The organism is Cognatishimia activa (assembly GCF_001458335.1).
Lineage (GTDB): Bacteria > Pseudomonadota > Alphaproteobacteria > Rhodobacterales > Rhodobacteraceae > Cognatishimia > Cognatishimia activa.
Genome location: NZ_CYTO01000008.1, coordinates 162,539 through 187,437, shown reverse-complemented (window position 1 = coordinate 187,437; position 24,899 = coordinate 162,539). Strand labels below are relative to the sequence as shown.

Here is a 24,899-nt window from a genome sequence, read left to right as displayed (position 1 = left end):
TAGGGCAGAAGGCGTCTACAATTCTAGGGGCTATTCAGCTACCTGCTGCGCCCGATGCTTGCCGTGATATCTGGGAAAGTCGTACCCAAAGCTCTTCCGCACGATGACGCTCTCCAGTTGGTAGCGCATTCCGCAGACGTTCAATTGCCTCGAATGAACCTGACCCTCCTTCTGAAAGCGTGTCAAAGACGAGGATGACAAAATGCCTTAGAAACTGCCAAGAATTGTCCTCACCTTTCGCCTCTGCTGGGAGCAGAGCTTGGACATCGCTCACGAACCTTCTTTGTGCGTCGCTTGCGAAATTCTTGGTTTCTAGCCGCCTAAAAAAGTCGTCTGCCGACTTTGATGTACGAGCCCATTCAAGCGTAGATCGGGCTGCCCGGAGTGTGGACTGCGCGATATTAGCAGCAGCTAAGCCAACACGGTCCCGACCCATCCTGAAGCCGTCTTTCTTGAATTCTCGCCAGCTAGCCGAAATGACGTCTCGAAAGTCGGCATTAGTTTCAGCAGAACTCAGCGTTGGGCTTTGCTTCACTTGCAGAGCCAGTTTGGCAGGTTGGCCGTATCGATCCGACGCCTCCACAATTATATCGTCTAGTGGCTCACCAAGCGCCGCGCGCTGGAGAAAGACGCCGTCAGTAATCGCTTCAGAGATTCCCCGCGCACCGCCTTCAACAAGCAGGCTGGTCAAATATGACGCCACTACTGAATCTTCAAAGGTGTAGCCGACGCCACCTGTTGCCTCGGGACTTGCGGTCATTAGTTTTCCATACTTTTTTCTCGAATGGCTCTATCTTACTCGGACTTGAGTGTAGCAAAAACACGAACTTGTCAGATTGCCGCGGTATTGCGAACGCAATGTCCAGAAAGCAGGGTTGCAACGTAGTATTTCTATCATCTCGTGAAGGTCGGTTATCGGCTACGATCGCTAAAAAATGAGGAAAACTAGATTGGAATTATCCAGACAGCTCGGGAAACTCAGCCTTTGGTAGATTGGCTTCACGTAACCGATAGTGGACATAGCGATGAACCAGAAGCCATGCCATTTGACTTAGTTTCCGATTGGTTGCCGCACTAACTGGAGTCCGATTTCCGTGTCTTGAATCAGTCGATGCCTCCGTCAGCGCTCTCAAAAAACCTTCGCTGACCCTAAGTTCGCTCCGCGCTTTAGCCCACATGGCACCTTGCTTTTCGTTTGGAGCTACGAGTCGCGCGATGCTTTCCGCAACTCTACCGTAGCTGATCGGAGCGTAGTGGGTCTTGCTGAGCATCGATAGAAGATCTGCTACCGCTTCGCCAAATGCATGATCTGCAATCATAAGATCAGCGATGGTCTCGATGTCGTCATCGGTGAAAGTACCAAGTGATCTCAGATAAGCATCACCTAGTGCAAGTGCTTTAACTGAGCCGTCTGGCCTCACGACAGAATCGACAATAATCTGATATGGGATAGCACTGATAAATCCTGCCGCATTCGCCAAACGTTGAGCTGCGTCCCAGGCCGCTTGGAAAAGAGCTAGCGCTTTGTCGTCGGTATAGTGCTCGACCTCAACTTTAACTTGGAATCCGCCCTCAAGAATCGAGACTTCGATGACAGAGTCGGGTTCTGTTTCCACACTTGGCTTCCGTTCGAATTTTGGAGTGTAGTTCACGGTGAGCGGTACGTGGTCAGGAACTACGCGGCCTTTGAAATAGAAGACTTCCATCAAGTTTCATCCCTTGAAAGATTTTACTGCATTACCGATGCTACAGCATCTTTGCAGCGCATTGGCTCGGGTTTGGGACAGAAAATAAAAGCCCGCTCTGAAGAGCGGGCTTTGGCGGGGAGCACCGGGCTCGAACCGGATGCCCTTACGGGCACATGACGCTTATCAGGCGCCTGCGAGGACCTCCTCGCTTCACTCAGTACCGATATGGTGCGTGCTTAATCATATTTCAAGCAAGTTGGCAGGATTTATTTATGTCCGCTTTAGGAAAGCCGCAATGCGGCATTCGGAGTGTTGATGATCGTCGGTTATGGGCCGATGTCATCTCCCCCATTTTCAGCTAAGTGAACTTGATGACATACTCTTTGAATTCATGGTGCGCCCGCCTGGCGCCGTCACTGAGCCATCTCGCCAAAGTTCAAGAACCATTTCTTGAGGCATATTGGCAGGCGAGCTCTTACCCGACACACGTGTCATTCAACGGAAAGGATGAAACACCCTTTCCAAAGGACGACATGGCTCATCTCTTTGATCTCGCGCGCTCTGCCTCACGATCTGTTGAGAAGGAATACTACAAGCCACTTCGCGAAGCGCTTGACCCGGTGAGAGGTATCCTGAGGTCACACCCAGCACTCGCCAGAGCGCTTGGGACTGGTATCGGAAATGAAGAATTTCACGTCAGAATCTTAAACGGGACATCGCTCACCTGGCTGACGCAAATCGTGGCCGGTTTGTTGGAACGCGCCCATGAAGATGGCGACGGCGGTTTTGCAAGAGCTGCGAACGAACTTGGATCGGTCCTTGATCTGAGTTCGACGACCTTAGGAAATGATGTCCCGAACGGGCTCGATCTGGGTTACGATCTAATGCTGTTCCATGGTCCCGAAATTCGCAACGAATTTGAGATTCAGGGTGGTTTGATCGTCAAACCAGCTGCCGACCTTTCAGATTATCTGGATCGCGAATGGATCCGAGATTTTGTGCCGGAGGAGATGGACCGACGTGATTGGCGGCAAATTGGCGCTGTAGTGCGGCCGTTCCATTGGCGACCGGCGTTTCGGCGGAAGACTGACTATCGCGATGAGCCGCCTAGGTGGCCTCCAAGATTTGAGGACGACGCTCTTACATTCTTGGAATTTTTGTCAGTTGCGAACCAAACACCTGTCATACCTTTCATGTTGATGCATGGATGTCTGCACCGATCCGCGCACGGCTTGCTGGGCTTGGCCCACAGTCAAGGTGGTTTCCAACCGATACGTAAAGTCGGGCGTCGGCACGATCCTTTTCGAGCCCCTCCACGGCTCCAGAAAAGCTCGATCGATCTGGCCAAACAAGCCTTCGGTAAACGAAAAGGTGAGGAATTTGAGCGCTTTGCGCCGATTATTCATCGGCTCTCAGAAGCTTTGGCGCGCTTGGGGCGCTTTGGTGCCAACGACCGAATTCTGGACATTTCGCAATCGTTGGAATTGATGTTTAGACCTAGTGGCGGTGGGATCAGTCGACAGCTCCAGGATGGGATGGCTGAATTGCTGGGTGTCGACGAAAAGCACAAGGACGACATTAGAGCTGCGATCAAGCAGGTCTATGACGTCCGCTCAGCGATCGTGCATGGCGCAACCGATGCGAGGCGTAAACGCCATTTAAAAGGCCGCCAAAGCGCATTTATTAGCGGCTTCAATCTGACCCAGCAGGCACTCTTCAAAATGATTCTGAGTGATGATGGAACACGTGACTAATTTTGCAAATCATCGAATATCTGCAGACCGCCAGTTCGCGCAACTCCAGATATTGAGTACGTTTCCAATGTCCGCAATGCGGGCTGCAAGCGCAGCATAGGTTGGATCGGGCCAAGGTCCGGTATGGGCAGAGCACTACTGAGGCACCGTTCGCCTGCTCGAGGGGTGGAGAGCGGACTTTCCGCATTGCGGCATGGTCAACGTCGGAGGTCGCCGAAGCGGACCTTCGAGTGGCGTTACATTTCAATGTCTATGACTGAGCGCCGCATCCGCCGCGTCATCAGGTCCCAAAAACGGGGCCAATCGTTTCCGCACCCAGAAAAGGACTTTCTACCACTGTCAAATGACTTTCAGGGATGCCAAGTTCCAGTTGAAAAACCTCTTTCGGGCGCGTTGGGTTGGGGTCAATTATCGTGACGCGAGGGACAGATCCACGCCGAAGAAAGGCGTCCTTAAATAGGTCGAGGCTTTTTAGGTCAGTCTTAGGAAATGAATAGCCAATCACGAGCACCTCGTCGCAAACTTCCAGAGCGTCGCTTGCCTTGCGCCAAAGTTCCTCAAACAAGCTGCCGAAGAACTGGTAGCTTTTCTCCTTTACCGGTGGGATGATCAACGGCATCGAAGCAAGACCCTGCGTCCCTGCTTGTCCTTCTGGCATCCAAGGCATTTTAGGCTGAACCTTAACAATAACGTAGCCGTCTGGAGCCGAGCGACCTGGAACATCAGTCAAATTGGGTGGGTAATAGCCGTAAGTCATTGGGGCATAGCCGCTTGCATATCTGCCTGCATGTGTCGCGTAGGGACGCGTAGCATGCTCATAGACGAATAATGAGTCCGCCGGAAGCGCGTGCGTCAGAACCAGTTCCTCACCCTCGTATATCGGGTGAGCGGTCAGCCAGTTCACCGAGCCATGTAATTTTATTAGTTTGTTGGACGAAGACTTTTCTTCTGGACCGACCCAACCATCGCGGAATAGACGATGTGGCGTAATTCCGTACCCACTATCAGGCACCCAGTCAGTAGCCTTCATCAGCGCGCGATCCATAAGAGTGTCCCAGTTAAAAGTCAGGATGACATCTTCTGGTCGAAGCGAATTCGCAAGATCGATGTGACTTTGCGATACTGGTCCGTTGGCGATCTCATTCAGTGTCGTCGCAAAAAGAAATATCAATTGGTTGTAGGGCTTTGAAAGAACTATGCGATCAAAACCCCCTTCTTCTGTTTCAACACTCGCCAGCCTGGCAGCAATCTCGCTATGTATCTCTTCTATATCTACACCTGCTGCGAGATAGGCATCTGTGTCCGTGATACCTTTCTGCGACTGAAGGTAGTGAATTAGCCCGTCACGCAGAACCCAAGGGTTGGCCGCTGCGTCCAATTTGAAGAAGGTAGGGAAAAAGTCGTTGGCGATTGGCATCCTTTGTCCGGTCGGCGAAGCGCCATAACTCTTCGATGCACCAGCTCCCAGCAAAACGACTCGCATTCATTAGCCTCATTATTTTGACGTCAATCAAGAAGACCTGTTATCAAAAAGTGCACCCATGAACCAATGGTTGGGAATCCATTTGCTGGCCGCATGCCATAGGCGAAAGTCGCGAGACTGAAGACACAGAGGATAACGTGGAGACTGATCCCAGCTGATGGTATTCTGGGGATCGTCGGTATTGCCGCGATCTGGAAGGAGGGTTTCCTGTAATCATCCGTATGAGGGTTTCCGCCAATCCTCATGGAGCGAACCGGATCTCAGTTTAATCCCAACCCGATGGCGGCTTTGGGCCGGGATATCAGATCGGTTCTCCGTCAATGAAAATATGCCTCGATATCATGGCCGCACCAGGTTCCATCCGCACGCGTCGGTTCGGCACCGTACGAAGGAAATCCGCCACATCGTCCAGAGAGTTTAACCAGACCGGGTTCATTGTTTGACCTGGCTCGAAGCATTCAAAGAAATGTCCTCCGTCGCGGGGATATCTCTCTGCAGTTTTTGTTACTGCGCCATCCTCAATCTTTTCAATCCGATTCACCACCGTCTTTACTCCTTACACAAGCGACATCTTCTGCGCTGTTCCATCAATGCATCTTAGCGCAAAGAGGATTTCAAGCCATTGATCAATGTCCGGTTAGGGCCGCACATGCGTGGCCGGTAGAAGTGCAGACAAAACGATGACGCCAAAATCTTCGCTTTAGGCAATGAATTTTAGCTTCATCGACACCAGTTTCCTGGCCGTGGCGGGCAGCTCGTTGCACCACAGCGGTAGGGGACCGCAAGGCCTTCACCAATCAGAATTCTTCCCACATCCCTGCCATCCACTGAGAGCACACCACATTGTCTACCATAGTTGCACTCGCGTGTTCCTTCGGTTCCCGGGCGGCAAGAGCACGCCACCCTTTGAAACTGAATCGATTCAGCTTCACGCAATAGAATTCGCAAACGATTGGTCGCTTGCTGCCCGCGCTGTAGCTCAGCGTTGCATGCAGGGGATCCGGTTTCTGGTGCATTAAACCCAACCAACCGAACGTTTGCCGGCTGACCTCTTATTGCTACGGTATCGCCGTCAATGACGCGAACTTCAGATGCGCTGACCGTTCTAATGCTTGGATTGTTATTTGTTGGTGTGGGAACACTTCCTCTTGATGAGACTAGATAGTTTGATGACATCCAGCCCGTCCCGAGTGAAGAGGTGATCTGCGACCATCCATTCTGATTGGTGAGAACACGTACTCTTGTGCCCTCTGCCAGCTGCCCCATTACCCGATTGTTGGTTGAGGGGCCTTCACGTTGATTGACGCTACTCCCGGTTACAATTGCGTATGTCGAACCATCGGTTGGGCGAGTTTGAACGCTGGATGACCCACCATCAAACAAAGCGCTTAGCAGGCCCAGAATTCCCATAACGAGGATGATGGGGAAAAAGAGCTTTCGTTGGGCTCTACGAATTGCCCGTTTGGGTGCATATATGATTTGGGCCGGTGACGCAGTCCGTCTCCGAGGCCGAGATCGTTGCTGTACGGTCCTAGCGGCGGGCCTTTGCGCCGAAGGGGCGTTTGGTTTCCCAACCTGTTGAGGCGTTACAGCAGTGGATTTGTCGTCGCTCTTTGGGCGTTCAAGCTTCAGAATTTTGTGGAGTTTCGAGTATTGCGCCTTGCTAAGACTGGTCTTGGGCCCATGCCGCAAGAACAGCGCCTCCATGTTTTGAAGGAATGATCGTTCCCAATCATTTACCGAATTTGAGTCTAGCTTGCCCCTAATGCGGGACAGTATGAGTTCTGTTCGCTCTTTTGAGAATGGCATCTGAGACGTGCTTTTTTTCGGATCCTACTGTTCCCCAAGAAGGCGCTCAAAGCGTCGAGATAGCACACCCAGAATCACGACGGGCCCGAGCAAAAGCATGATTGCGATCGAAGCAGCTACCAAGGTGACTGCCTGAAAAACATCAAACAAGAAGAACTCGGAAGGGCCTGTGTAAAAGATTGAGAAGCGAAGAAGCCCGCCGAAATAGATTGAGATAGCAACCAAAAAGGCAGTCTGGATAGGCAGCAAGGGGTGGACAATGTTTCTTTGCGTCCGTTCCAACGTAACACGTCTGACTTGACGCCAGTTTTTGCTCGCATGCTTCACAATCTTAATCCCTTACCAATTCAATCCACGTGTGCACATCGTCGTCACTGACTTCACGGCCTTCGACATGTGACTGATACCAGCGAGCCACGATTGCTCCGCGTTTCTCGCTCTTTATTTTGATGTTTTCCTCAGTCAGGTGCTGATCGAGCGAAATCTCGATCCTCTTCAGCGCTTCGAAGTCATGCGCGGCCCTAACAGATTTTGTGCCCAAAAGGATCCATGCTGCGTCTACATCGAACTTGTCGGCAATCGCGACCAAGGCCTCAACGGGAAGGCCGCGCTGGCCTTTTTCGTAGCTGTGATAGGCGCGGTGTGAGACGCCGATCGCGTCCGCCATGGCGGTTTGCGTCAAGCCGACTTCGTTGCGCGCGATCGTAAGTCGCGCACCCATTGCCGAGAAGACAGCCTTCAAATCCCGCGCCATGCAAGGTTCCCATTGACGTGACTGTCAAATTGCGCGAAACTGCACAAAATGACATAAAATTCCAATTAATTCCATCTGACCACGTCAGAAGGTGCAGAACAAGCGATTCCATGCGTGTCGCCGATTCAACTTAAGCGGACAAGGACGACTGAAATGGCAGAGACCAACTATTCAGACAGCTCTCAGATCCTCGGGCTCGGAAAGACTCCCGCGCAGTGGGTCGAAGTTATGGCCGGGATGGGGATCGATATTTCGGAACGCACGTTGCGCGAGCGAGCGAATGAGACGGGTGCATTTTATCGCCTTGGGCGAACCATGCTGATCACGCCCGCGCAGATTGATACGATTTTTGAAGGAGGTCAGTCATGCCGCTCCAAATTTACAAGAGGGGCCGTGTCTACTGGGCCAAGGGGTGGATTGAGTACAACGGCCGGCCAATCGCCGGCCCATACCGGCGAAGCACTAAGGCATCTACAGAAGAGGGCGCACGGGACTGGATAAACCATGAGACCGAACGCCAGATTCGACGCTATGTCGTGGGCGACGAACCGAGCAAGACGTTCTCTGATGCAATCATGCTCTACAACGCGTCCCCCAAAGCAGCGAAGCAGTTGATCCCGATTGTCGAAGCAATCGGTGACTTGTCGCTCGGCGCGATATCTGGCGCGCTATTGAAGAGCCTTGGGCCGAAACTGAAACCCAAAGCGTCGACCGATACTTGGTGGCGCGAAATCGTGACGCCCGCGAGTGCAGTGATCAACAATGCGCACGAATTGGAAGGCACGCCTCTGATCCGCGTCAAGCCTTACGATAAATTCGAGCGGATCGCGCAGGACAAACGGCGAGGGAAGCTCAGCCGCGTCGAGCGCACGCCAGCTGACAAGGAATGGATCGAGGCGTTTTGCGATGCCGCCGATCCGTACAATGCCGCGCTGGTCCGTTTCATGTTTGAGACGGCTGCACGGATTGATCAGGCCGTATCTTTGGAGCCTGATGATCTTCGGTCGAATGAGAACAAGGTCCGCGTGAAAGCGCAGAAGGGGCATCTAGAAAGCTGGATCACTGTCTCACCGCAGATGATGGACGAACTTCTCGCACTGCCGCCTAAACGCCCCAAGAACCGCAAGACCGGAAAGCTGATGAAGGCACGCGTTTTCGGCTATGGCAGCTCCACCGGCTACAACACCCGCTGGAAGACGATCTGCAAACGCGCGGGGATCCCGTACCTTTCTGCCCACCCCGCTGGACGGCACGGCTTTTTCACGGAGCTTGTTGTCCGTCAGGGTGTCGATCCCGTGACGGCGGCAAAAGCTGGTCGCTGGTCTGACCCCAATTTGCCTATGCGCATCTATGCCCACGCAGAGACGGACGAGGCCGACATCAGGGCTCGTTTTCGTACAAACCATGTACAGAATGACGCTGTACAAACACCCAACAGTAAGAAATCACAAAAGGAATAGCGCTATGAACGCATCCCTCCTAAGGGGCAGGTTGCAGGTTCGAATCCTGCCGGGGTCGCCACATTTTTTTGCCCCATAACCAAAAAAACGGGCCCCGAAGGACCCGCATCTTGATTCGCTGAAGCCGCTTCGTTTACCCGACGATCAGCTGCTTCATTTGCAGTGCTTCATGTTCCAAAGCGCTGAGGCGATGATTGACCACATCGCCGATCGTAATCATGCCGATCAGCCCGGTGGAGTCGGTCACCGGAACGTGGCGAAAACGCCCGTTCGTCATCATTTGTAGGGCTGACACAAGTGTTTCGTCAGCTGAGATGGTTTGAACATCCTTGGTCATGACGTCTTCGACCTTGTGCGGCAGCGTTTTGCCCGGTGTGTCCGCCAGTTTTCGCACGATGTCGCGTTCTGACAAGATTCCGACCAACGCACCGTTTGCGTCTGTCACAACAACCGCGCCAATGCGTTTGTCTCTTAACACTTCGACCGCATGACCGATTGTGTCTTGGGGCCGAATCGAAAAGATTGCGTTCCCTTTACTGGCCAAAATGTCTCCGACACTTGCGTCTTTTGACGCGAGATTGGTGTCCGTGGACTGACTTGTCGTTTTGGTGCTGGCTGTATCACCGCGATTCGTGGCGCGATAAGATGTTGGCATGCAGCAAGGTCCTCCCTTGATTGTGTTCCTCCGCCATGACAACTAGCCTAACGAGAAATTTGGATTTGGGAAGCCCGAGCTTTGAACGATTTCGCTTTAACACCGCTATTTGCAACGATTCTCTTCGTGGCTGCCTGCTTGGCAGGATACAAATATCGCCGGGTTTGGAAGGCCGAAGGGCCGCGCTGGCAGCTATGGGTTTTCGGGCTTTTTGCCGGTGTCGTGCTGCTGTTTCTGGGCCTCGTGCCTATGGCTGAGCAATAGGCCGGGCAACAAAAAACGCCCCGTAGGGCGTTCTTTTCAGCGAAATCTCAGTGCTGGTTAAGAGCGCTCTGATTCCATCTCTTCAATCATTTTGCGTGCGCGAGGGCAGGCAAGACGGTCCCGCAACGGGCTGTCAGGGTCGATCTCTTTCTTGCAGACCAGACAATGGTCCGCATCAGCAATCGCGTTCAATCCACCGCAGCTGCCTTTGATCGTCTTCCCCATAAACATAACGCCGACGGCCATGCCGGTCATAACCAGTAGAAGAAGACCAAAGGTAAAGGCGAATTCGAGCACGGTTTGTCCCCTATGTGATTAGGCTTGCAGCTGCGCGAAGCGCTTGCTTGCAGTCGAGATAAACCCGTTTTGAGCCGAATCAACATCGCGATCAATAAACAATACCGCGAGGTCTTGTTCATCAGCGATTTGCAGGCCGCGCTCTGTGCCCAGTACCAACATCGCGGTTGCCCAAGCATCTGCCAGCATCGCGTTCTCAGTCAGAACAGTCACGGACGCAGTTTTGTGTGTCACAGGGCGACCGGTTGTGCCGTCCAGAATGTGAGAGTAACGCACGCCGTCTTGTTCGAAATAGTTGCGGTAGTCACCGGAGGTCGCCATGCCCAGGTTGGAAACGCTGACCACTTGCTGAACGCCGCGGTCGTAAGCAACCGGAGTTTCGATACCGATCTGCCAAGGCATGCCTTCTGGGTTCAGGCCCGCAGTATAAAGATCACCACCGATTTCGATCATGTAATCTTTGATGCCGAAGGATTCGATTGTGCGCGCAACTTGATCAACACCGAAGCCTTTCCCGATGGCGGAGAGGTAGATTTCTGCTTCTGGCTGCAGCTTTTGCAGAGTGCCACCTGCAACGCGCAAGCTTTTGGAATGACCAGTGTTTTCCAGAACCGCGGCGATTTCTGCGTCGCTTGGAGTTGCTGTGCGAGTCGCGCCGGAACCGAAGCCCCAAAGATCGATCAGATCGCCGATTGCAACGTCGAAACGACCCTCGGATGCAACATGTACATCTTGTGCGGCCTGCATAACTGTCGCCAGCTCGTTTGATACAGCAACCGGTGCTGTAGACGCGGAAGCATTGAAGCGAGAGATCTCAGAGTTTGCGTCCCAGTTGGACATCTGAGCGTTCACCAGCTGCAGGCTGTTCTCAATCGCTGTCTTCAATTCACCCTGATCTACGGACTTAGAATGGTCTACTGCAGCGACGCTGTAGTTTGTGCCCATGGTCAAGCCGGTGATGTTCAGGATGGACCATCCTTTCTTACAAGCGGCCAACGCGATTGGCATGACAAGAAAGCTACGGCGCGAAAGTTTAAGCTGCGAGGTCACTGTGAATCTCTCCAGAAGTAGAGTTTTGCTTGGTCTTTTATGAACTGGGGCGCTTTTGAGCGCTTTTCAGACCCGATTCAACAAAAAAATTTCAAAAATCCGCCAAATAGACCTTCCCGAGCGTCGCCCTAAAGAGCATAAGACCACAAAAATTGGACGGGACTATATCAACGTGCAACAGTACACATGTAGAAAAGGTCTGAACGTTCCAGTGCTGGGTCAACCCGGAAGCGGCATAGGGGATGCTCCTTCGGTGACCACAGTAGCTATACTGGGCGCAGATTATATCGGTTTGAAACCCCGATTGGCTGTAAAAGAAGGCGATATCGTCGGAGCCGGTGCCCCCATCTTCGCTCACAAAGATACACCGACAGTTCAGGTCACCTCCCCGGTGAATGGACGTATCAAAGCGGTGAATCGTGGCGCGCGCCGGGTTCTGATCAGCGTCGAAATCGAAATTGACGATTCGGCAGCCGAACCGGTCGATTTCTCCAAAGTCGGTGACATTAATACTGAAGAAGGCCTTGTAGAGCGTCTTTCAGCGTCTGGTTTGTGGACCTCTTTCCGCACCCGTCCATATTCTAAGGTCCCTGAGCCAGAAACACGTCCAGCGGCAATCTTTGTAACGGCGACCGATTCTGAGCCCCTATGTGGCGACGCAGAAGAAATCATCAACGCAGACAGTGAAGCATTTGCGACAGGTTTGGCTGCAGTGGCGCGCCTGACAGAAGGTAAGACATATCTATGTCAGCACGCAGATGCGAAAATTCCTGGCGCTGACATCGACGGCGTAGAAGCCGCAGGCTTCTCTGGCCCACACCCGTCTGGTCTTGCCGGTACGCACATTCATTTCCTAGAGCCGCCAACCGCTTCGACGTTCGTCTGGACCATTGGTTACCATGACGTGATCTCCATCGGTAAACTACTCGCGACAGGCAATGTTGACGGATCTCGCGTTGTTGCTTTGTCTGGCCCTCTTATGAAAGAGCCGCGCATGGTTCGCACCGTTGCCGGCGCTTCCATGGAAGAGCTGACCAAAGACGGCCTGAACTCCGATGTACCGGTTCGCCTGATCTCTGGTTCGATCCTGAGTGGTCGCATGGGTGCAGGTGAAACGGCCTATCTTGGCCGTTACGCGCGTCAGCTGACAGCGATTGAGGAAGACAAGAAGCAGATCCCTATGGGTTGGATTCGTCCAATGCCATCCAAGTACGCGGTTCAGCCGGTGCTTGGCTCTGCGTTCTCAAAAAAGATTTACGCTTTGACCTCCAATCTAAACGGTGGTCGTCGCGCAATGGTGCCTACAGGCACCTTTGAACAGCTGATGCCGCAGGACTACCTGCCGACCCAGTTGCTGCGTGCCATGTTGGTGATGGATACAGACCAAGCCCAGCTGCTTGGCGCGCTTGAACTAGACGAAGAGGACCTCGGTCTTGTCGGCTTCGCCTGCCCCGCTAAGTATGAATATGGCATCGCCCTGCGCGACTGTCTCACCAAGATCGAGAAAGAGGGCTAAACAGTGGGCCTACGTAGTTTCTTCGACAGGATTGAGCCGCAGTTTGAAAAAGGCGGCAAGTACGAAAAGTACTTTCCCATCTACGAAATGGTGGAGAGTTTTCTCTATACACCAAAGACCGTAACAACAGTCGCGCCACACGCGCGGTCCTACATCGATATGAAGCGGATCATGACCTATGTGGTCATCGCGACGATCCCTTGTATCCTGTGGGGTCTGTATAACGTTGGTTACCAAACCAACATGGCGATTGCTGAGCTGGGTGCCTCTGGATGGCGCGCTTGGATCATCGACACGCTGGGTATCGGCTTTAATGCGGCGAACCCGTTGGCGAACATTGCCCACGGCGCGTTGTATTTCCTGCCCATCTATATTGTGACATTGGTCGCCGGTGGTATCTTCGAAGTGATCTTTGCGACCGTTCGTGGCCACGAAGTGAACGAGGGCTTCCTCGTAACGTCCATGCTTTATGCGCTGATCATGCCGGCTTCTACGCCACTTTGGCAGGTGGCATTGGGCATCATCTTTGGTGTTGTGATCGGTAAAGAAGTCTTCGGTGGTACCGGTAAGAACTTCTTGAACCCAGCGCTGACGGGCCGTGCGTTCCTTTACTTTGCCTATCCTGCGCAAATGTCTGGTGACACGATCTGGACCCCGGTTGATGGTTTCTCTGGCGCGACTGCACTGTCTGTTGGCGCTTCCAGCGGATATGAGTCCTTCCCTGAACGTGGCCTGGAATGGTCCGATGCGTTCTTTGGTCTGATGCAAGGGTCTATCGGTGAAACATCCACCTTGGCGTGTTTGATCGGTCTGGCCTTCTTGCTGATCACCCGTATCGCCAACTGGCGCCTGATTGTGGGTTGTTTGGGCGGCATGATCGCCTTCTCTACTTTGTTGAACCTGATCGGTTCTGACACCAACCCAATGTTCAACATGCCTTGGTATTGGCACTTGGTGATCGGCGGCTATGCATTTGGTCTGGCCTTCATGGTCACCGAGCCGGTTTCCGCATCTCACACCAACATGGGGCGTTACATTTACGGTGCGCTTATTGGTTTCATGGTTGTGATGATTCGTGTGATCAACCCAGCTTTCCCAGAGGGCATGATGCTGGCTATCTTGTTCGGCAACGTCTTTGCACCACTGATCGACTACTTCGTTGTTCAGGCAAACATCAAACGCAGGGCGAAACGCAATGTCTGATACTACAGAAAACACCTCTGAAAAGAAGGGCTTCATCCGTCGCTTCCTAGACGCGCCCGCTGATTCCGTTGGCAAAACCGTCTTTGTGGCCGTTGCGCTGTGTCTCGTTGCTTCGATGATTGTGTCCGCAGCGGCTGTTGCCCTGCGCCCGACCCAAGAAGTGAATGCGCTGAAGGACAAGCAACGTAACATTCTGCAGGTTGCAGGCATCTATGATCCAGAAATCGACGTGGTCGAGGCATTCGCTGCTTTTGAACCACAAGTTGTTGAGCTGGCGACTGGTGCATTTACAGATCAGTTCGATCCGACAACCTTCGATGACCGCGCTGCTGCTGAAGATCCTGCAACGTCTGTTGCGCTCAGCGATGATCCAGCAGGCATCATCCGCAAAGGCAACTTTGCAACCATCTACCTGCTGCGTGACGATGCTGGCGCGATCGACAAAGTGATCCTGCCGATCCACGGCTATGGTCTTTGGTCAACGCTCTACGGATTTGTTGCGCTGGAAGAGAACGGCAACGACATCTTCGCGCTGCAGTTCTATGAGCACGCCGAAACCCCTGGTCTGGGTGCGGAAGTCGATAACCCACGCTGGAAAGCGCTGTGGAACGGCAAGAAGCTGACAGACGAGAACGGCGAGCTGCAGATTAACGTTTCCAAAGCGGCCACAGCGGCCGGCGCGGATTACCACATTGATGCGCTAGCGGGTGCGACGCTGACCTCGGTTGGTGTGAATAATCTCGTGCAATTCTGGATGGGTGAAGCTGGCTTCGCACCATTCCTGAGCAACCTGAAAGAAGGGAAGCTGTAATGCCACAAACACGCAGAACCATGCTTGTCGATCCTTTGGTCGACAATAACCCGATCACCTTGCAAGTCTTGGGCATTTGTTCCGCGCTTGCGGTGACCTCTTCCCTGCAGGTAGCGCTGGTTATGACCATCGCGGTAACCTTGGTGACAGCTTTTGCTTCGATGTTCATCTCGATCATCCGCAACCAGATCCCCGGCTCGATCCGTATCATCGTGCAGATGATCATTATCGCGAGCCTCGTGATCTTGGTCGATCAGGTCCTAAAGGCCTATGCCTTTGAGATTTCAAAGACGCTATCGGTCTTCGTTGGTCTGATCATCACCAACTGTATCGTGATGGGCCGCGCTGAAGCATTTGCTATGAAGAACCCGCCGCTCGATAGCTTTATCGACGGTGTCGGCAACGGCTTGGGCTACGGCCTGATCCTGATGCTGGTTGGTTTCTTCCGCGAACTCTTTGGCTCTGGCAGCCTGTTTGGTGTGACGATCCTTGAAACCGTGAACAACGGTGGCTGGTACGTGCCAAACGGCATGCTTCTGCTGCCGCCATCTGCCTTCTTCATCATCGGTCTGATCATCTGGGCGTTCCGCGCTTGGAAGCCTGCACAAGTTGAAGAGCGTGAATACAAAATCCAGACGGTGGGGGGCCACTAAATGGAAGCCTATATCTCTCTCGCGGTTAAGGCGATTTTCGTCGAGAACCTTGCGCTTTCCTTCTTCCTTGGCATGTGTACCTTTATTGCGGTGTCTAAGAAGATTTCCACAGCGATCGGTCTTGGCATCTCTGTGATGGTTGTACAATCCATCACTGTTCCAGCGAACAATCTGATCTTGACCTATCTGCTTGCGCCGGGCGCTCTGTCTTGGGCGGGCTTTGATGAAGTCGATCTGACCTTCCTTGGTCTGATCTCCTACATCGGCGTGATCGCGGCATTGGTTCAGATCCTTGAAATGGTCTTGGATAAGTATTTCCCACCGCTTTACAACGCGCTGGGTGTGTTCTTGCCGCTGATCACAGTGAACTGCGCGATCCTGGGCGGATCACTGTTCATGGTGGAACGCTCCTACGATCTGGCCGAGTCCGTGACATATGGCGTGAGCTCTGGCTTTGGTTGGGCACTGGCGATTACAGCAATGGCCGGTGTACGTGAAAAGCTGAAATACTCTGACATTCCTGACGGTCTGCAAGGACTGGGTATCACCTTCATCACAGCAGGTCTGATGGCATTGGCCTTCATGTCCTTCTCTGGCGTAAAACTTTAAGGGAGCTGAGAACTTGGAAACCTTTGGTCTTGGTATCATTCTCTTTACTCTGATCGTTCTGGCGCTGGTCACGATCATTCTGGGTGCGCGTTCCAAACTCGTGTCCACCGGCAACGTCAACATCACCATCAACGGTGAAAAGACGGTGTCTGTCCCTGCAGGTGGCAAACTGCTGCAGACGCTCGCGGAACAAAAACTGTTCGTTCCATCCGCGTGTGGCGGTGGCGGTACATGTGCGCAATGTCGCGTCAAAGTACACGAAGGCGGCGGTTCCATTCTGCCAACGGAAGAAAGCCACATCACAAAACGTGAAGCGGCTGGCGGCGACCGTCTGTCTTGTCAGGTTGCAGTCAAGCAGGACATGAACATTGAAGTGCCGGAAGAGGTCTTCGGTGTGAAGAAGTGGGAATGTACTGTTCGTTCCAACGACAACGTTGCGACTTTCATTAAGAACCTGGTTCTGGAGCTTCCAGAAGGCGAAGACGTGAACTTCCGTGCAGGTGGCTACATTCAGATTGAAGCACCAGCACATAAGCTGAAGTACACTGACTTCGACATTGGCGAAGAGTACCGCGAAGACTGGGATAAGTTTAACCTGTGGCAGTATGACTCCACGGTGACTGAGCCAATTGAACGCGCTTACTCCATGGCGAACTACCCTGATGAGAAGGGCCTGATCATGTTGAACGTGCGGGTGGCTTCGCCACCTCCGGGTTCCACAGGCATTCCTGCTGGCCAGATGTCTTCTTACATCTTCAACCTGAAGCCAGGTGACAAGGTGACCATCTCTGGTCCGTTCGGTGAATTCTTCGCCCGCGACACGCAAAAAGAGATGGTTTTTGTTGGCGGCGGTGCGGGTATGGCGCCAATGCGCTCTCATATTTTCGATCAGCTGAAGCGCCTTGAGAACCGCGATCGTAAGATCACGTTCTGGTACGGTGCGCGTTCCAAGAAAGAGATGTTCTTTGTTGAAGACTTCGACTCTCTGGCGGAACAGTTTGATAACTTCGAATGGCACGTGGCGCTTTCTGACGCGCTTCCAGAGGACGATTGGGGCGGCCTGACAGGCTTTATCCACAACGTTCTGCACGATGAATATCTCAAAGATCACCCGAACCCTGAGGACTGCGAATACTACATGTGTGGTCCACCCATCATGAACTCGTCGGTCATCAACATGCTCTTGGAATTGGGCGTGGACCGGGAAGACATCATGTTGGATGACTTCGGTGGCTAATAACAAAGGGTCAGAGCATTGCTCTGGCCCATTTTTCTTTTTAAGCCCTTAAAGGCGCGTGCCGCTTGAAAAAGGCGAAATGCTCACGATAACATAGCGCTAACAGTCAAAGGATTATTTTAGTGGCCACAGACGACAACCGTTCCCTGACATTGCGCGATGTATCCGAAGCTTCTGGCGTCTCAGAAATGACCGTGAGCCGGGTTTTGAGAAACCGGGGAGATGTGTCTGATGCGACCCGCCAGCGGGTTTTGAAAGCTGCGAAAGAACTGGGCTACGTGCCCAACAAGATTGCCGGAGCACTGGCGAGCCAACGTGTGAACCTAGTGGCAGTCATCATTCCGTCTCTTTCGAACATGGTGTTTCCAGAAGTGCTGAGCGGCATCAGCGAAGTGCTGGAAGACACGGAACTTCAACCTGTTGTCGGCGTGACCGATTACCTTCCTGAAAAAGAAGAGAAGGTGCTGTATGAGATGCTGTCATGGCGCCCGTCCGGCGTGATCATGGCAGGTCTTGAGCACACCGATGCGGCCAAAGCCATGATGCGCGCTGCTGGCATTCCAGTGGTAGAAATCATGGACGTGGATGGTAAGCCAGTGGATGCGGCTGTGGGCATTTCACACCGTCGAGCGGGCCGTGAGATGGCGAAAGCAATTTTGAAGGCTGGTTATGAGAATATCGCCTTCTTGGGCACCAAGATGCCGCTCGATCACCGTGCCCGTAAACGGTTTGAGGGCTTCACCGAGGCGCTGGCCAAGGGTGGCGTCGAAGTGATGGATCAAGAATTCTATTCGGGCGGCTCGGCACTGGCGAAGGGCCGAGAGATGACCGAAGCGATTTTGGAACGTTCTCCTGAGATCGACTTTCTTTATTACTCCAACGACATGATTGGCGCAGGTGGTCTCCTTCATCTGCTGGATAAAGGGGTCGATGTGCCGGGCGAGATTGGTCTTGCGGGTTTTAACGGCGTTGAATTGCTTCAGGGCTTGCCGCGTCAGCTGGCCAGCATGGATGCGTGCCGTCGAGAGTCTGGGCGTAAAGCCGCAGAGATCATCGCGGCGCGGGTCAAAAATGAGCCTTGTGACCAGATTGTCGAGCTGACGCCAAAGATCGCCTTCGGAGACACGCTGAAGCGCCGTTAACGGCGCTTCCGACGTTTCTTTAGCTTTGCCTTCGCATCATTCAGGGCCTGTCGGAAACGCGGGCCGCGGCGGCGGTTGAGCAATGCTTCGCAGAAATAGGCAATCCGGCGCGGGTTGTCCTTCTGCTCTAGCGTTGTCAAAAACTCACGCATGTAGCGCCCGCTTTTGCGGCGTTCTCGCATCAACGCGTAGAACCGGTTTCGATCAAGTGTGCCTTCCACGCAGCCATCAATGATGTCTTTGAGAACACCCATCTGCAGCCAGAGTGACGCCATCCGATGCCCAAAAAAGCGACAGCGGAATTTGGTGAGGTTCTCTCCTCCAAATAGCGTTGCATGCATCGCGTCTTGCGGCATGCGCGGATCATAGAAAAGATAGGCTGCTTTGGCTTTGTGAAGGTAGTCCGGGGCGTAGCCGTAGCGGGAATTGAAGTCCCGCCGCCAAGCTTTCACATAGCGGTATTCCCACGGCGCAATTTCGCGGCAGAGGGTGGCCTGTGGTGAGATTAGGATAACTGTCGCGCCCGGAGCGGCAGAACTAAAGCCAGCCGCTGCATATGCACCCATCGATGCCCCATAGAACACCACTTGTTTGAAGCGATCAAAGAAGCCTTCGTCGCGCAGTCGGTCAAAAAAATCAAAGACGGCTTCATCGCGGTACCACGTCCAATCATGAGCCATCAGCCCAAGCATCGACCAACCCCGCCCAGTCACAAACCCATAACCCCAAGGCATGCGGTCATCGGTGAAGTTGTAAACATGGTCGAGGTTTTCAAAGGTGACGATGAGTGTATCACCGCCTTCGACGAACAAAGCTGTGTGTTGATCACCTAGGTCTTCATAAAACCCTTTTTCGTCGCCGAGCTTCCGCAGTGATTGGCGCCAATCGGATTTAGGGATTTCAACCGGTGTTGCTTCATTCATGAGCGTTGCTCCTGAAACAGCTTTTGAGCGTTGCGCACCAGCGTCGTGCGCCATTCACGAATTTCGTGCGGTTCCACGTTGTTGTTTTTGGCGAGCTGCGCAACGGGTTCGTCGCCTTTCAAAGCCTCGATCGCCAGAATTGCGCGGAAACGAGGGTCGTCACTTGAGCCAAAGAGTTTGGTGGTTTTCGGCTGGATGGGTGCGTCCTTGGGATCAATCTCGTGCTGCTTTAGCATCCGGTCGAGGAACGACCCACGGCGTGGCTTGTTGTTTTCATCATCACGCAGACGTGGTTTCAGGCGTCTTGCCCAAAGGTGCACCCCGCGGGTTTTGTCAGTGAACTTTTCTTCCGGATTGTGGCGACTGATGATGAAATGATTGCGGTCTTTGAATGTGACCGCAAAGAACGCCTCTGCTTTCTGTGCATGTTCAATCTCACCGGATTGATTAAGGAACCAAGTGACTGCTTTGGGCCCCGTGAACCCCCAATCCTGCTGCGTCATATGAACAGGCCGACCCGCATCCCGCTCGGCTTCTAAAGCGGCTTGTTGATGAGGTTTCAGCCAGCGTCCGATTGCATATTCATCGTCAAAAAAAGACATGAGGCTATCAAGAGCCGGGCTGTCTTTTGGCAGGCCGAGAACCGCGTTGCAGACGAGGTTGTGTTTCTCCCATCCAAAGACATGTTCCTTGTCGTAATCAAAGGGCTGATAGCACAGCACGTCACAGTCCACCCAAATCTTGTTGGTGTTCTTAAGCAGGTGCAGGCGCCACAGATCCGCATGAATTGCGGGGCTGCCGGTAATCGCGTGACGATACATCGGGTCGGCCGGGAATATTTCTGACGCGTCTCCCGCGTGCACACCCTTGGGCAGGTTCGGGATTGGTGCATAGCTGTAGAGCGTGATGTGGTGGCCCTGATCGGCAAAGGATTTCAGGCAAAGCTGTTCAAGCCAAGACAGCTCTCCGCCAATCCAAAGGCTTGCGATTTCCGGTAGTTTTGCCATTGCCTCTGCCCCTCGTTAATGCCCGTCAATGAGCCGTTGTTTTTTGCCGCTCGACGGTGAAAAAGAAATCTTCCGGATGATCTGCTAAGGCGACCTCGTCAGGTACGACATCCGGTCCCGCCAAGAACACATTGGCCCCAAAATGAGGGAGCAGTTTTGATAGCCGCTCCATACGTTCGCCGGTCAGATCTTTGTAGAATTTTGCGTAGTTTTCCGTCGCCTTGAGCGCATCGATTTTTTCTCGATGTGCCAAGACGCATTTCTCGTGCATTGCCGCGATTTCCGGATCTGCAAGCAAAGTGTCCATTTCCGCTTGAAGTGCTGGCAACATGCGTTTGATCGAGTGATCTTCGTCGATGTTGTGGTTCATCCGGAACCAATAGGCGAGGCCTTGGTCGCGATCCACGTGGTTCACCCGGCCGCGGTCTCGTTTCACAAGGAAGCTTTCCGCGGAACGCACAGCGTAGTGATTTAAGCTCACCAGATCATAACCGACGGTGGTTTGAGTAGAGCGCCAGGCATTGCGGAAGAATTCTTTGGGCATAGGGTTGCCCGAACCGTTTACCCACTTGATGTCTTCCCACAGCTGCGGGTTGAGACCCTTGGGGCGATGCACACCGAGCTTCTTAAACAGACCAATGTTGCGGAAGAGTGTCTTAAAGCCCCAAGCCTGATGAGGCTTACGCGTCATCTCATGGGCGCAGCGGGTGTAGTCGCCGATAATTGGGCGATCACTGAATTCATGGATATCTGAGTTGCCAAACAACCGCCACGTCAGCGAGATCATATTGGCGTCGTCCACAGCTTCAAACAGTGCTTTCAAAGTACCGTCGCCGGTCTTGATGTTGATGAACTCATCCACATCCATACAGATCACCCAATCTGCATTCTTGATGATGTCTTCCTTTTCGCCCGCCTGCAGAGCCGCGTGTTGTGGCTTCAGTCCAGTGTCACGGAATGGGTTGTCGCGGTGCTGGACGATGCCTTTGGCCTGCAGAAGATCATGGAATTCGTCGGTGCCATCCGTGCAGTCGTTGGTAAAGACCATGAAATTGTCCACACCAATGGCGCGGTGATAGGCGATCCACTCCAAAATGAACGGCCCCTCGTTCTTCATCGTCGTGATGATGGTCACTGAATTCTTGCTGGTATCGACGACCGGTGCTTCGAGCACGGGCATCCGTACAGGTTTGTGACCAAAGTACTTCTGCGACTGCTCAAGTAAGGACTCGTCTTCAATCAACGACGTTTTGGGCACGATCTGTGAAACGCTCTCCACTGGATGACGCAGTCCCATGTACCGCATAAAGCGCATAGCCTTTGCGCTATCAGCTTGCGCACCAGTGATGCGGATCAGTCGCCAAGTCACATCCCGCCCAGCAACCTTAGGCGCGACACACCAACGCATTTTCGTTTTGGTGGCGTCAAACTGTTTGCAGATATGATCCGCAAAATGCACCTCATCATCGTCGCGCCCCCGCCACGGGTAAACGTGTTGACCTTCCAATGCGACCACACCGGTTTTTTGAGCGCGATCAAAAACGGACTTCTTGCCTTGTTTAGGGAGAAGGTCGGTGACGTCCAATTGCGCAACCGCGCGTGCTTTGCCGAGGAAGCGATACCGTAGCAACTCGAATATCCCAAGTTGTCCTAGTGGGGATGTCCAAGGATCGGGATCGGGGATTTCCATCCTGTCCTTTCCCGGAGCGTCAGGGGCAGAAAACGGATGGTGTTCATGCGGCATATCCGGTTGCCCGAGCGGGGTGTTGAACTGCAGAAGCACAACAGTCTTGAGACCAGGGATGTCCGCCAGCCCCTGACGAAGCGCACGTTTATAGTCTCTAACTTGGCCAAATCGTGCCCGATCCACAATCAGAGCAGCTTCCAGCTCATGGTGTTCTGCGTGCCAGCGCAACCAGTCCAGCGTCACCGCCGCGCTTTGCCCGTTTCGGAAAGCAAGCGCAGTGTTTTGATGTTTGAATAGTCCAAGCCGGGGTTCGCTCAATTCGAGCGTTTGTTTGCGCCCTTCAAAGGAAAAGCGCGGTTGTTCGTCTCCGGTCGTGTCCAGAATAAGCGCATCGCCGACAGTTCGGCTTCGCTCAACTGAGGTGCCTTTGCCAGGAGAGAGTTCCTGCAGGTTCTGGTCGGCTGCAAAGAACACACGTCCACCATTTCCGGAAGCGATGGCATCCAGAACAATGGCCGATCCGATGCGCTGATGCGCGATGCGGATGTGATGAAAGGCTGCCGTCATTGGCTATTTTACCTGTCACGCCCTTAACCGGGCTTTAATTTTCACTGCTCTTCTGCGCCTCGTGATACCACGAGATCAGTTGTTTCTGCAAATTTTGTGGAACCACCTCACTGCTGCCTGCGGTGGCGATTTGTGTCAGCAGCTTGTGGGTGGCGGGATCTTTGATGAGTTCGGCGAAACGCGCGCAATGCCATTCGGCCGCTTCATCATGCAACGTGCGCACACCCGGCAAGCTCATCAGCTTTTCAAACTGCTCTTTTGTTGCGGGCCGCATGGCGTCGATGGAGGTATCTTCAACAGTGTTGAAATTCCGCTCTACCCAATAGTTCAGACCCACGTCTTTCTTGCGATTGGGCAGGCCGCGCGCGCGTTTGATGATAAAGCTCTGGGCTGACTTGATGGCATAGTGATTGACGTCTGCGAGGTCGCGCCCAACAGGGTTGCCGTAGGTCGAGATGCGATCTCCGGCCATAGCAAATTCTTGAGACAGAAAACGACCAGACCCATCCACCATAATCGGACGGCGGGCTTTCATGATGTCCTTTTGCTTTGGCCGGTGTACGCCCAGCATATTGAAAGGACCGGTCGTCTTGAAAAGGGTTTTCACAAGGCTCGCGGCAATCGGGTATTGTGCATCTGCTGGTATCGCGCGGGTGAATTGTTCGGTGACCGGTGCTTCGTTGAATTCAAAGACATTGTTGTGACCAAACAGCCGCCATTGAAGCACGATGGCGTCCGCTTCCGGGGACACGGCAGAGATCAAGTCAGTAAATTTATGATTGCCGACCCGAATGTTAACGAACTCATCGACATCCGAGACCAGAACCCAATCTGCCTTTTTGCGTAGCGGATGTTTCCAAGCCTCTTTGAGAGCTTGCCATTGGATGGATTGCCCGGAAGTTTTTTCGTGGGAAATATGGCGAACAATGCCTGCCATCTGCAGCGCTTTGAGCAGCTTCTCAGTGCCATCGCTGCAATCGTTGGAATAGATCAAGAAATCCGTCACACCGGCAGCGCGGTGGTGGGCGATCCATTCCAGAAGATATGGTGCCTCGTCTTTGACGGTGGTGATGCAGAGAATGCGCAAGGCTCGATCCTGTTTTTGAAGGAGAGCCTATCATGCTGCGCCGCCAATGACAGCAGCGCAGCATGGGAATTGTGAAAGTGAGTCCCGAATGCGACAGGGCCTCACTTTGGGCGATTACTTAATGCAATCAACAACCGCTTGCGCCATGCCGTTCAGCCATGCGGTGTAAAGCGCAGGACCTGCAGGGATGTCGGTTGCGAGCGGGTCCAGAATGCCACGGTTGGTGCCTTCTGGGGTGATCGCAGCGACCAGATCGTCGTTGAATTGTGGTTCTGCAAAGACGCAAGAGATGCCGTGTTCTTTGATCTCTTCTTGCAGTTCGACCAGACGGGCAGCACTTGGTGGTGTCGCATCAGACAGATGCAGAGAGCCAGTGGCTTGGATGCCGTAAGTTGCTTCAAAGTACTGGTAAGCGTCGTGGAACACCAGGTAACGCCCGTCGGTCATCGGTGCAAGTTTGGCCGCGATTGCTTCAGATGCCGCTGCGATCTCAGTCGCGCCAGCCGCTGCGTTAGTAGCATAAAGCTCTGCGTTCGCTTGGTCGTGTTCCGACAGTTCCTCGGCAATCACTTTGAGCCAGTTGATTGCGTTGTCTGGGGACAGCCAGGCATGGGGATCTGCGCCATCGTGGTCGTGCCCGTGATCGTCGTGACCCGCATGCTCTTCTTTGTGTTCGTCATGATGATCGTCATGGTCTTTGTGACCTTCTTCATGACCGTGTTCATCATGATCCGCATGATTTTCTTCACCGTGGTGATCATCATGACCGTGACCGTGGTCGTGATCCGCGTGTTTATCTTCATGCCCATGATCGTCATGGTCGCCATGTTCCCCGAAAACGACCTCTTCGCGGAAGTTCAATAGGTTGGTGCCTTCGGTGTGCAGCAGTTCGACGGAATGCGCGTCACGGGCCAAGTTTTCAACAGCGTCTTCCAGCCAAGGCGACAGCTCTTCGCCGACCCAGAACACGACATCTGCATCTTGCAGCGCCGCCGCCTCCGAAGGGCGCAGAGTATAGCCGTGAGGGGATGCCCCTTGCTGCATAATCATTGTCGGTTCACCAACACCTTGCATTACACGTGCAACCAAGGAGTGAATCGGAGCGATATCCGCCACCACATTTGGCACATCTGCTTGTGCCTGGGTTGCCATTAGGCCAATTGCCGTCATAGATCGAAATAGCATTGCGAACTCCGCGTTATTATATAACATCAGGAAGCCTCTACTGGATGTGTTATATTAT

The 24,899-nt window shown here is 53.3% G+C and carries 23 protein-coding genes; 10 read left to right on the top strand and 13 right to left on the bottom strand.

Annotated features, from left to right (window positions below; all coding sequences use genetic code 11):
- Window positions 1-34: 34 nt before the first annotated feature.
- Together TA5113_RS04410 and TA5113_RS04405 are read right to left on the bottom strand one after the other, a co-directional pair.
- The gene (locus tag TA5113_RS04410) at window positions 35-760 is read right to left on the bottom strand and encodes a hypothetical protein (RefSeq protein WP_058316625.1); all 726 of its coding nucleotides are present in this window, start codon (window positions 758-760) and stop codon (window positions 35-37) included.
- Window positions 761-956: 196 nt separating this feature from the next.
- A complete protein-coding gene (locus TA5113_RS04405; protein WP_058313482.1) occupies window positions 957-1,706 on the bottom strand; it encodes a DUF8168 domain-containing protein in 750 nt (249 codons plus the stop codon).
- Window positions 1,707-2,221: 515 nt separating this feature from the next.
- Here TA5113_RS04405 and TA5113_RS04400 point away from each other — a divergent pair.
- Entirely contained in the window at window positions 2,222-3,442 is a 1,221-nt protein-coding gene (locus TA5113_RS04400; RefSeq protein WP_058316624.1) for a HEPN domain-containing protein, read from the top strand.
- Between the two features lie 280 nt (window positions 3,443-3,722).
- On the opposite strand, the gene TA5113_RS04395 is transcribed toward TA5113_RS04400, so the two are convergent.
- The 3 genes from TA5113_RS04395 to TA5113_RS04380 form a co-directional block, all read right to left on the bottom strand.
- Complete coding sequence (locus TA5113_RS04395) at window positions 3,723-4,925, bottom strand: SIR2 family protein (RefSeq protein WP_058316623.1); 1,203 nt, start codon at window positions 4,923-4,925, stop codon at window positions 3,723-3,725.
- A gap of 720 nt (window positions 4,926-5,645) precedes the next feature.
- Window positions 5,646-6,335 carry an SH3 domain-containing protein gene (locus TA5113_RS17335; protein WP_165589380.1) on the bottom strand — a complete coding sequence of 230 codons (690 nt, stop codon included), beginning with the start codon at window positions 6,333-6,335 and terminating at the stop codon, window positions 5,646-5,648.
- Between the two features lie 730 nt (window positions 6,336-7,065).
- Complete coding sequence (locus TA5113_RS04380) at window positions 7,066-7,488, bottom strand: helix-turn-helix domain-containing protein (RefSeq protein WP_058313478.1); 423 nt, start codon at window positions 7,486-7,488, stop codon at window positions 7,066-7,068.
- Window positions 7,489-7,853: 365 nt separating this feature from the next.
- Between TA5113_RS04380 and TA5113_RS04375 the strand changes: the two genes are divergently transcribed.
- A complete protein-coding gene (locus TA5113_RS04375; protein ID WP_058313477.1) occupies window positions 7,854-8,948 on the top strand; it encodes a tyrosine-type recombinase/integrase in 1,095 nt (364 codons plus the stop codon).
- A gap of 133 nt (window positions 8,949-9,081) precedes the next feature.
- Here the strand turns inward: TA5113_RS04375 and TA5113_RS04370 are convergent, their stop codons facing one another.
- Complete coding sequence (locus TA5113_RS04370; RefSeq protein ID WP_058313476.1) at window positions 9,082-9,603, bottom strand: CBS domain-containing protein; 522 nt, start codon at window positions 9,601-9,603, stop codon at window positions 9,082-9,084.
- A gap of 81 nt (window positions 9,604-9,684) precedes the next feature.
- On the opposite strand from TA5113_RS04370, the gene TA5113_RS04365 reads away from it, so the two are divergent.
- A complete protein-coding gene (locus TA5113_RS04365; protein WP_058313475.1) occupies window positions 9,685-9,867 on the top strand; it encodes a hypothetical protein in 183 nt (60 codons plus the stop codon).
- Window positions 9,868-9,924: 57 nt separating this feature from the next.
- Here the strand turns inward: TA5113_RS04365 and nqrM are convergent, their stop codons facing one another.
- Both nqrM and TA5113_RS04355 read right to left on the bottom strand, forming a co-directional pair.
- Window positions 9,925-10,122, bottom strand: a complete 198-nt coding sequence (gene nqrM / locus TA5113_RS04360; protein ID WP_058313474.1) for a (Na+)-NQR maturation NqrM — start codon at window positions 10,120-10,122, stop codon at window positions 9,925-9,927.
- 60 nt (window positions 10,123-10,182) lie between these two features.
- On the bottom strand, window positions 10,183-11,172 hold the full coding sequence (locus tag TA5113_RS04355) for an FAD:protein FMN transferase (RefSeq protein ID WP_181949458.1): 990 nt from the start codon (window positions 11,170-11,172) through the stop codon (window positions 10,183-10,185).
- 214 nt (window positions 11,173-11,386) lie between these two features.
- Here TA5113_RS04355 and TA5113_RS04350 point away from each other — a divergent pair, with 214 nt between their 5' ends.
- From TA5113_RS04350 to TA5113_RS04320, 7 genes are all read left to right on the top strand, one after another.
- Window positions 11,387-12,730: a Na(+)-translocating NADH-quinone reductase subunit A gene (locus TA5113_RS04350; protein WP_058313774.1), complete on the top strand. Its 1,344-nt coding sequence runs from the start codon at window positions 11,387-11,389 to the stop codon at window positions 12,728-12,730.
- A gap of 3 nt (window positions 12,731-12,733) precedes the next feature.
- A complete protein-coding gene (locus tag TA5113_RS04345; RefSeq protein WP_058313472.1) occupies window positions 12,734-13,933 on the top strand; it encodes an NADH:ubiquinone reductase (Na(+)-transporting) subunit B in 1,200 nt (399 codons plus the stop codon).
- Window positions 13,926-14,744 (top strand): Na(+)-translocating NADH-quinone reductase subunit C, encoded by an 819-nt coding sequence (locus TA5113_RS04340; RefSeq protein WP_058313471.1) that lies wholly within the window; start codon window positions 13,926-13,928, stop codon window positions 14,742-14,744. Before TA5113_RS04345 ends, TA5113_RS04340 begins: the two co-directional genes overlap by 8 nt.
- A complete protein-coding gene (locus tag TA5113_RS04335; RefSeq protein ID WP_058313470.1) occupies window positions 14,744-15,397 on the top strand; it encodes an NADH:ubiquinone reductase (Na(+)-transporting) subunit D in 654 nt (217 codons plus the stop codon). The genes TA5113_RS04340 and TA5113_RS04335 overlap by 1 nt, the downstream gene beginning before the upstream one ends.
- A complete protein-coding gene (nqrE, locus tag TA5113_RS04330) occupies window positions 15,398-16,006 on the top strand; it encodes an NADH:ubiquinone reductase (Na(+)-transporting) subunit E (protein ID WP_058313469.1) in 609 nt (202 codons plus the stop codon).
- A 13-nt stretch (window positions 16,007-16,019) separates the two neighbouring features.
- Window positions 16,020-17,243, top strand: a complete 1,224-nt coding sequence (gene nqrF, locus TA5113_RS04325) for an NADH:ubiquinone reductase (Na(+)-transporting) subunit F (protein ID WP_058313468.1) — start codon at window positions 16,020-16,022, stop codon at window positions 17,241-17,243.
- 122 nt (window positions 17,244-17,365) lie between these two features.
- On the top strand, window positions 17,366-18,385 hold the full coding sequence (locus tag TA5113_RS04320; protein WP_058313467.1) for a LacI family DNA-binding transcriptional regulator: 1,020 nt from the start codon (window positions 17,366-17,368) through the stop codon (window positions 18,383-18,385).
- On the opposite strand, the gene TA5113_RS04315 is transcribed toward TA5113_RS04320, so the two are convergent.
- The 5 genes from TA5113_RS04315 to TA5113_RS04295 form a co-directional block, all read right to left on the bottom strand.
- Window positions 18,382-19,308 carry a hypothetical protein gene (locus tag TA5113_RS04315; RefSeq protein WP_058313466.1) on the bottom strand — a complete coding sequence of 309 codons (927 nt, stop codon included), beginning with the start codon at window positions 19,306-19,308 and terminating at the stop codon, window positions 18,382-18,384. The genes TA5113_RS04320 and TA5113_RS04315 overlap by 4 nt on opposite strands.
- The gene (locus tag TA5113_RS04310; protein ID WP_058313465.1) at window positions 19,305-20,315 is read right to left on the bottom strand and encodes a glycosyltransferase family 32 protein; all 1,011 of its coding nucleotides are present in this window, start codon (window positions 20,313-20,315) and stop codon (window positions 19,305-19,307) included. Before TA5113_RS04310 ends, TA5113_RS04315 begins: the two co-directional genes overlap by 4 nt.
- Window positions 20,316-20,340: 25 nt before the next feature.
- A complete protein-coding gene (locus TA5113_RS04305) occupies window positions 20,341-22,569 on the bottom strand; it encodes a glycosyltransferase family 2 protein (RefSeq protein ID WP_058316620.1) in 2,229 nt (742 codons plus the stop codon).
- 34 nt (window positions 22,570-22,603) lie between these two features.
- Entirely contained in the window at window positions 22,604-23,656 is a 1,053-nt protein-coding gene (locus TA5113_RS04300; protein ID WP_058313463.1) for a glycosyltransferase family 2 protein, read from the bottom strand.
- Between the two features lie 114 nt (window positions 23,657-23,770).
- Window positions 23,771-24,841 carry a zinc ABC transporter substrate-binding protein gene (locus TA5113_RS04295; protein ID WP_245627096.1) on the bottom strand — a complete coding sequence of 357 codons (1,071 nt, stop codon included), beginning with the start codon at window positions 24,839-24,841 and terminating at the stop codon, window positions 23,771-23,773.
- Window positions 24,842-24,899: the final 58 nt, after the last annotated feature.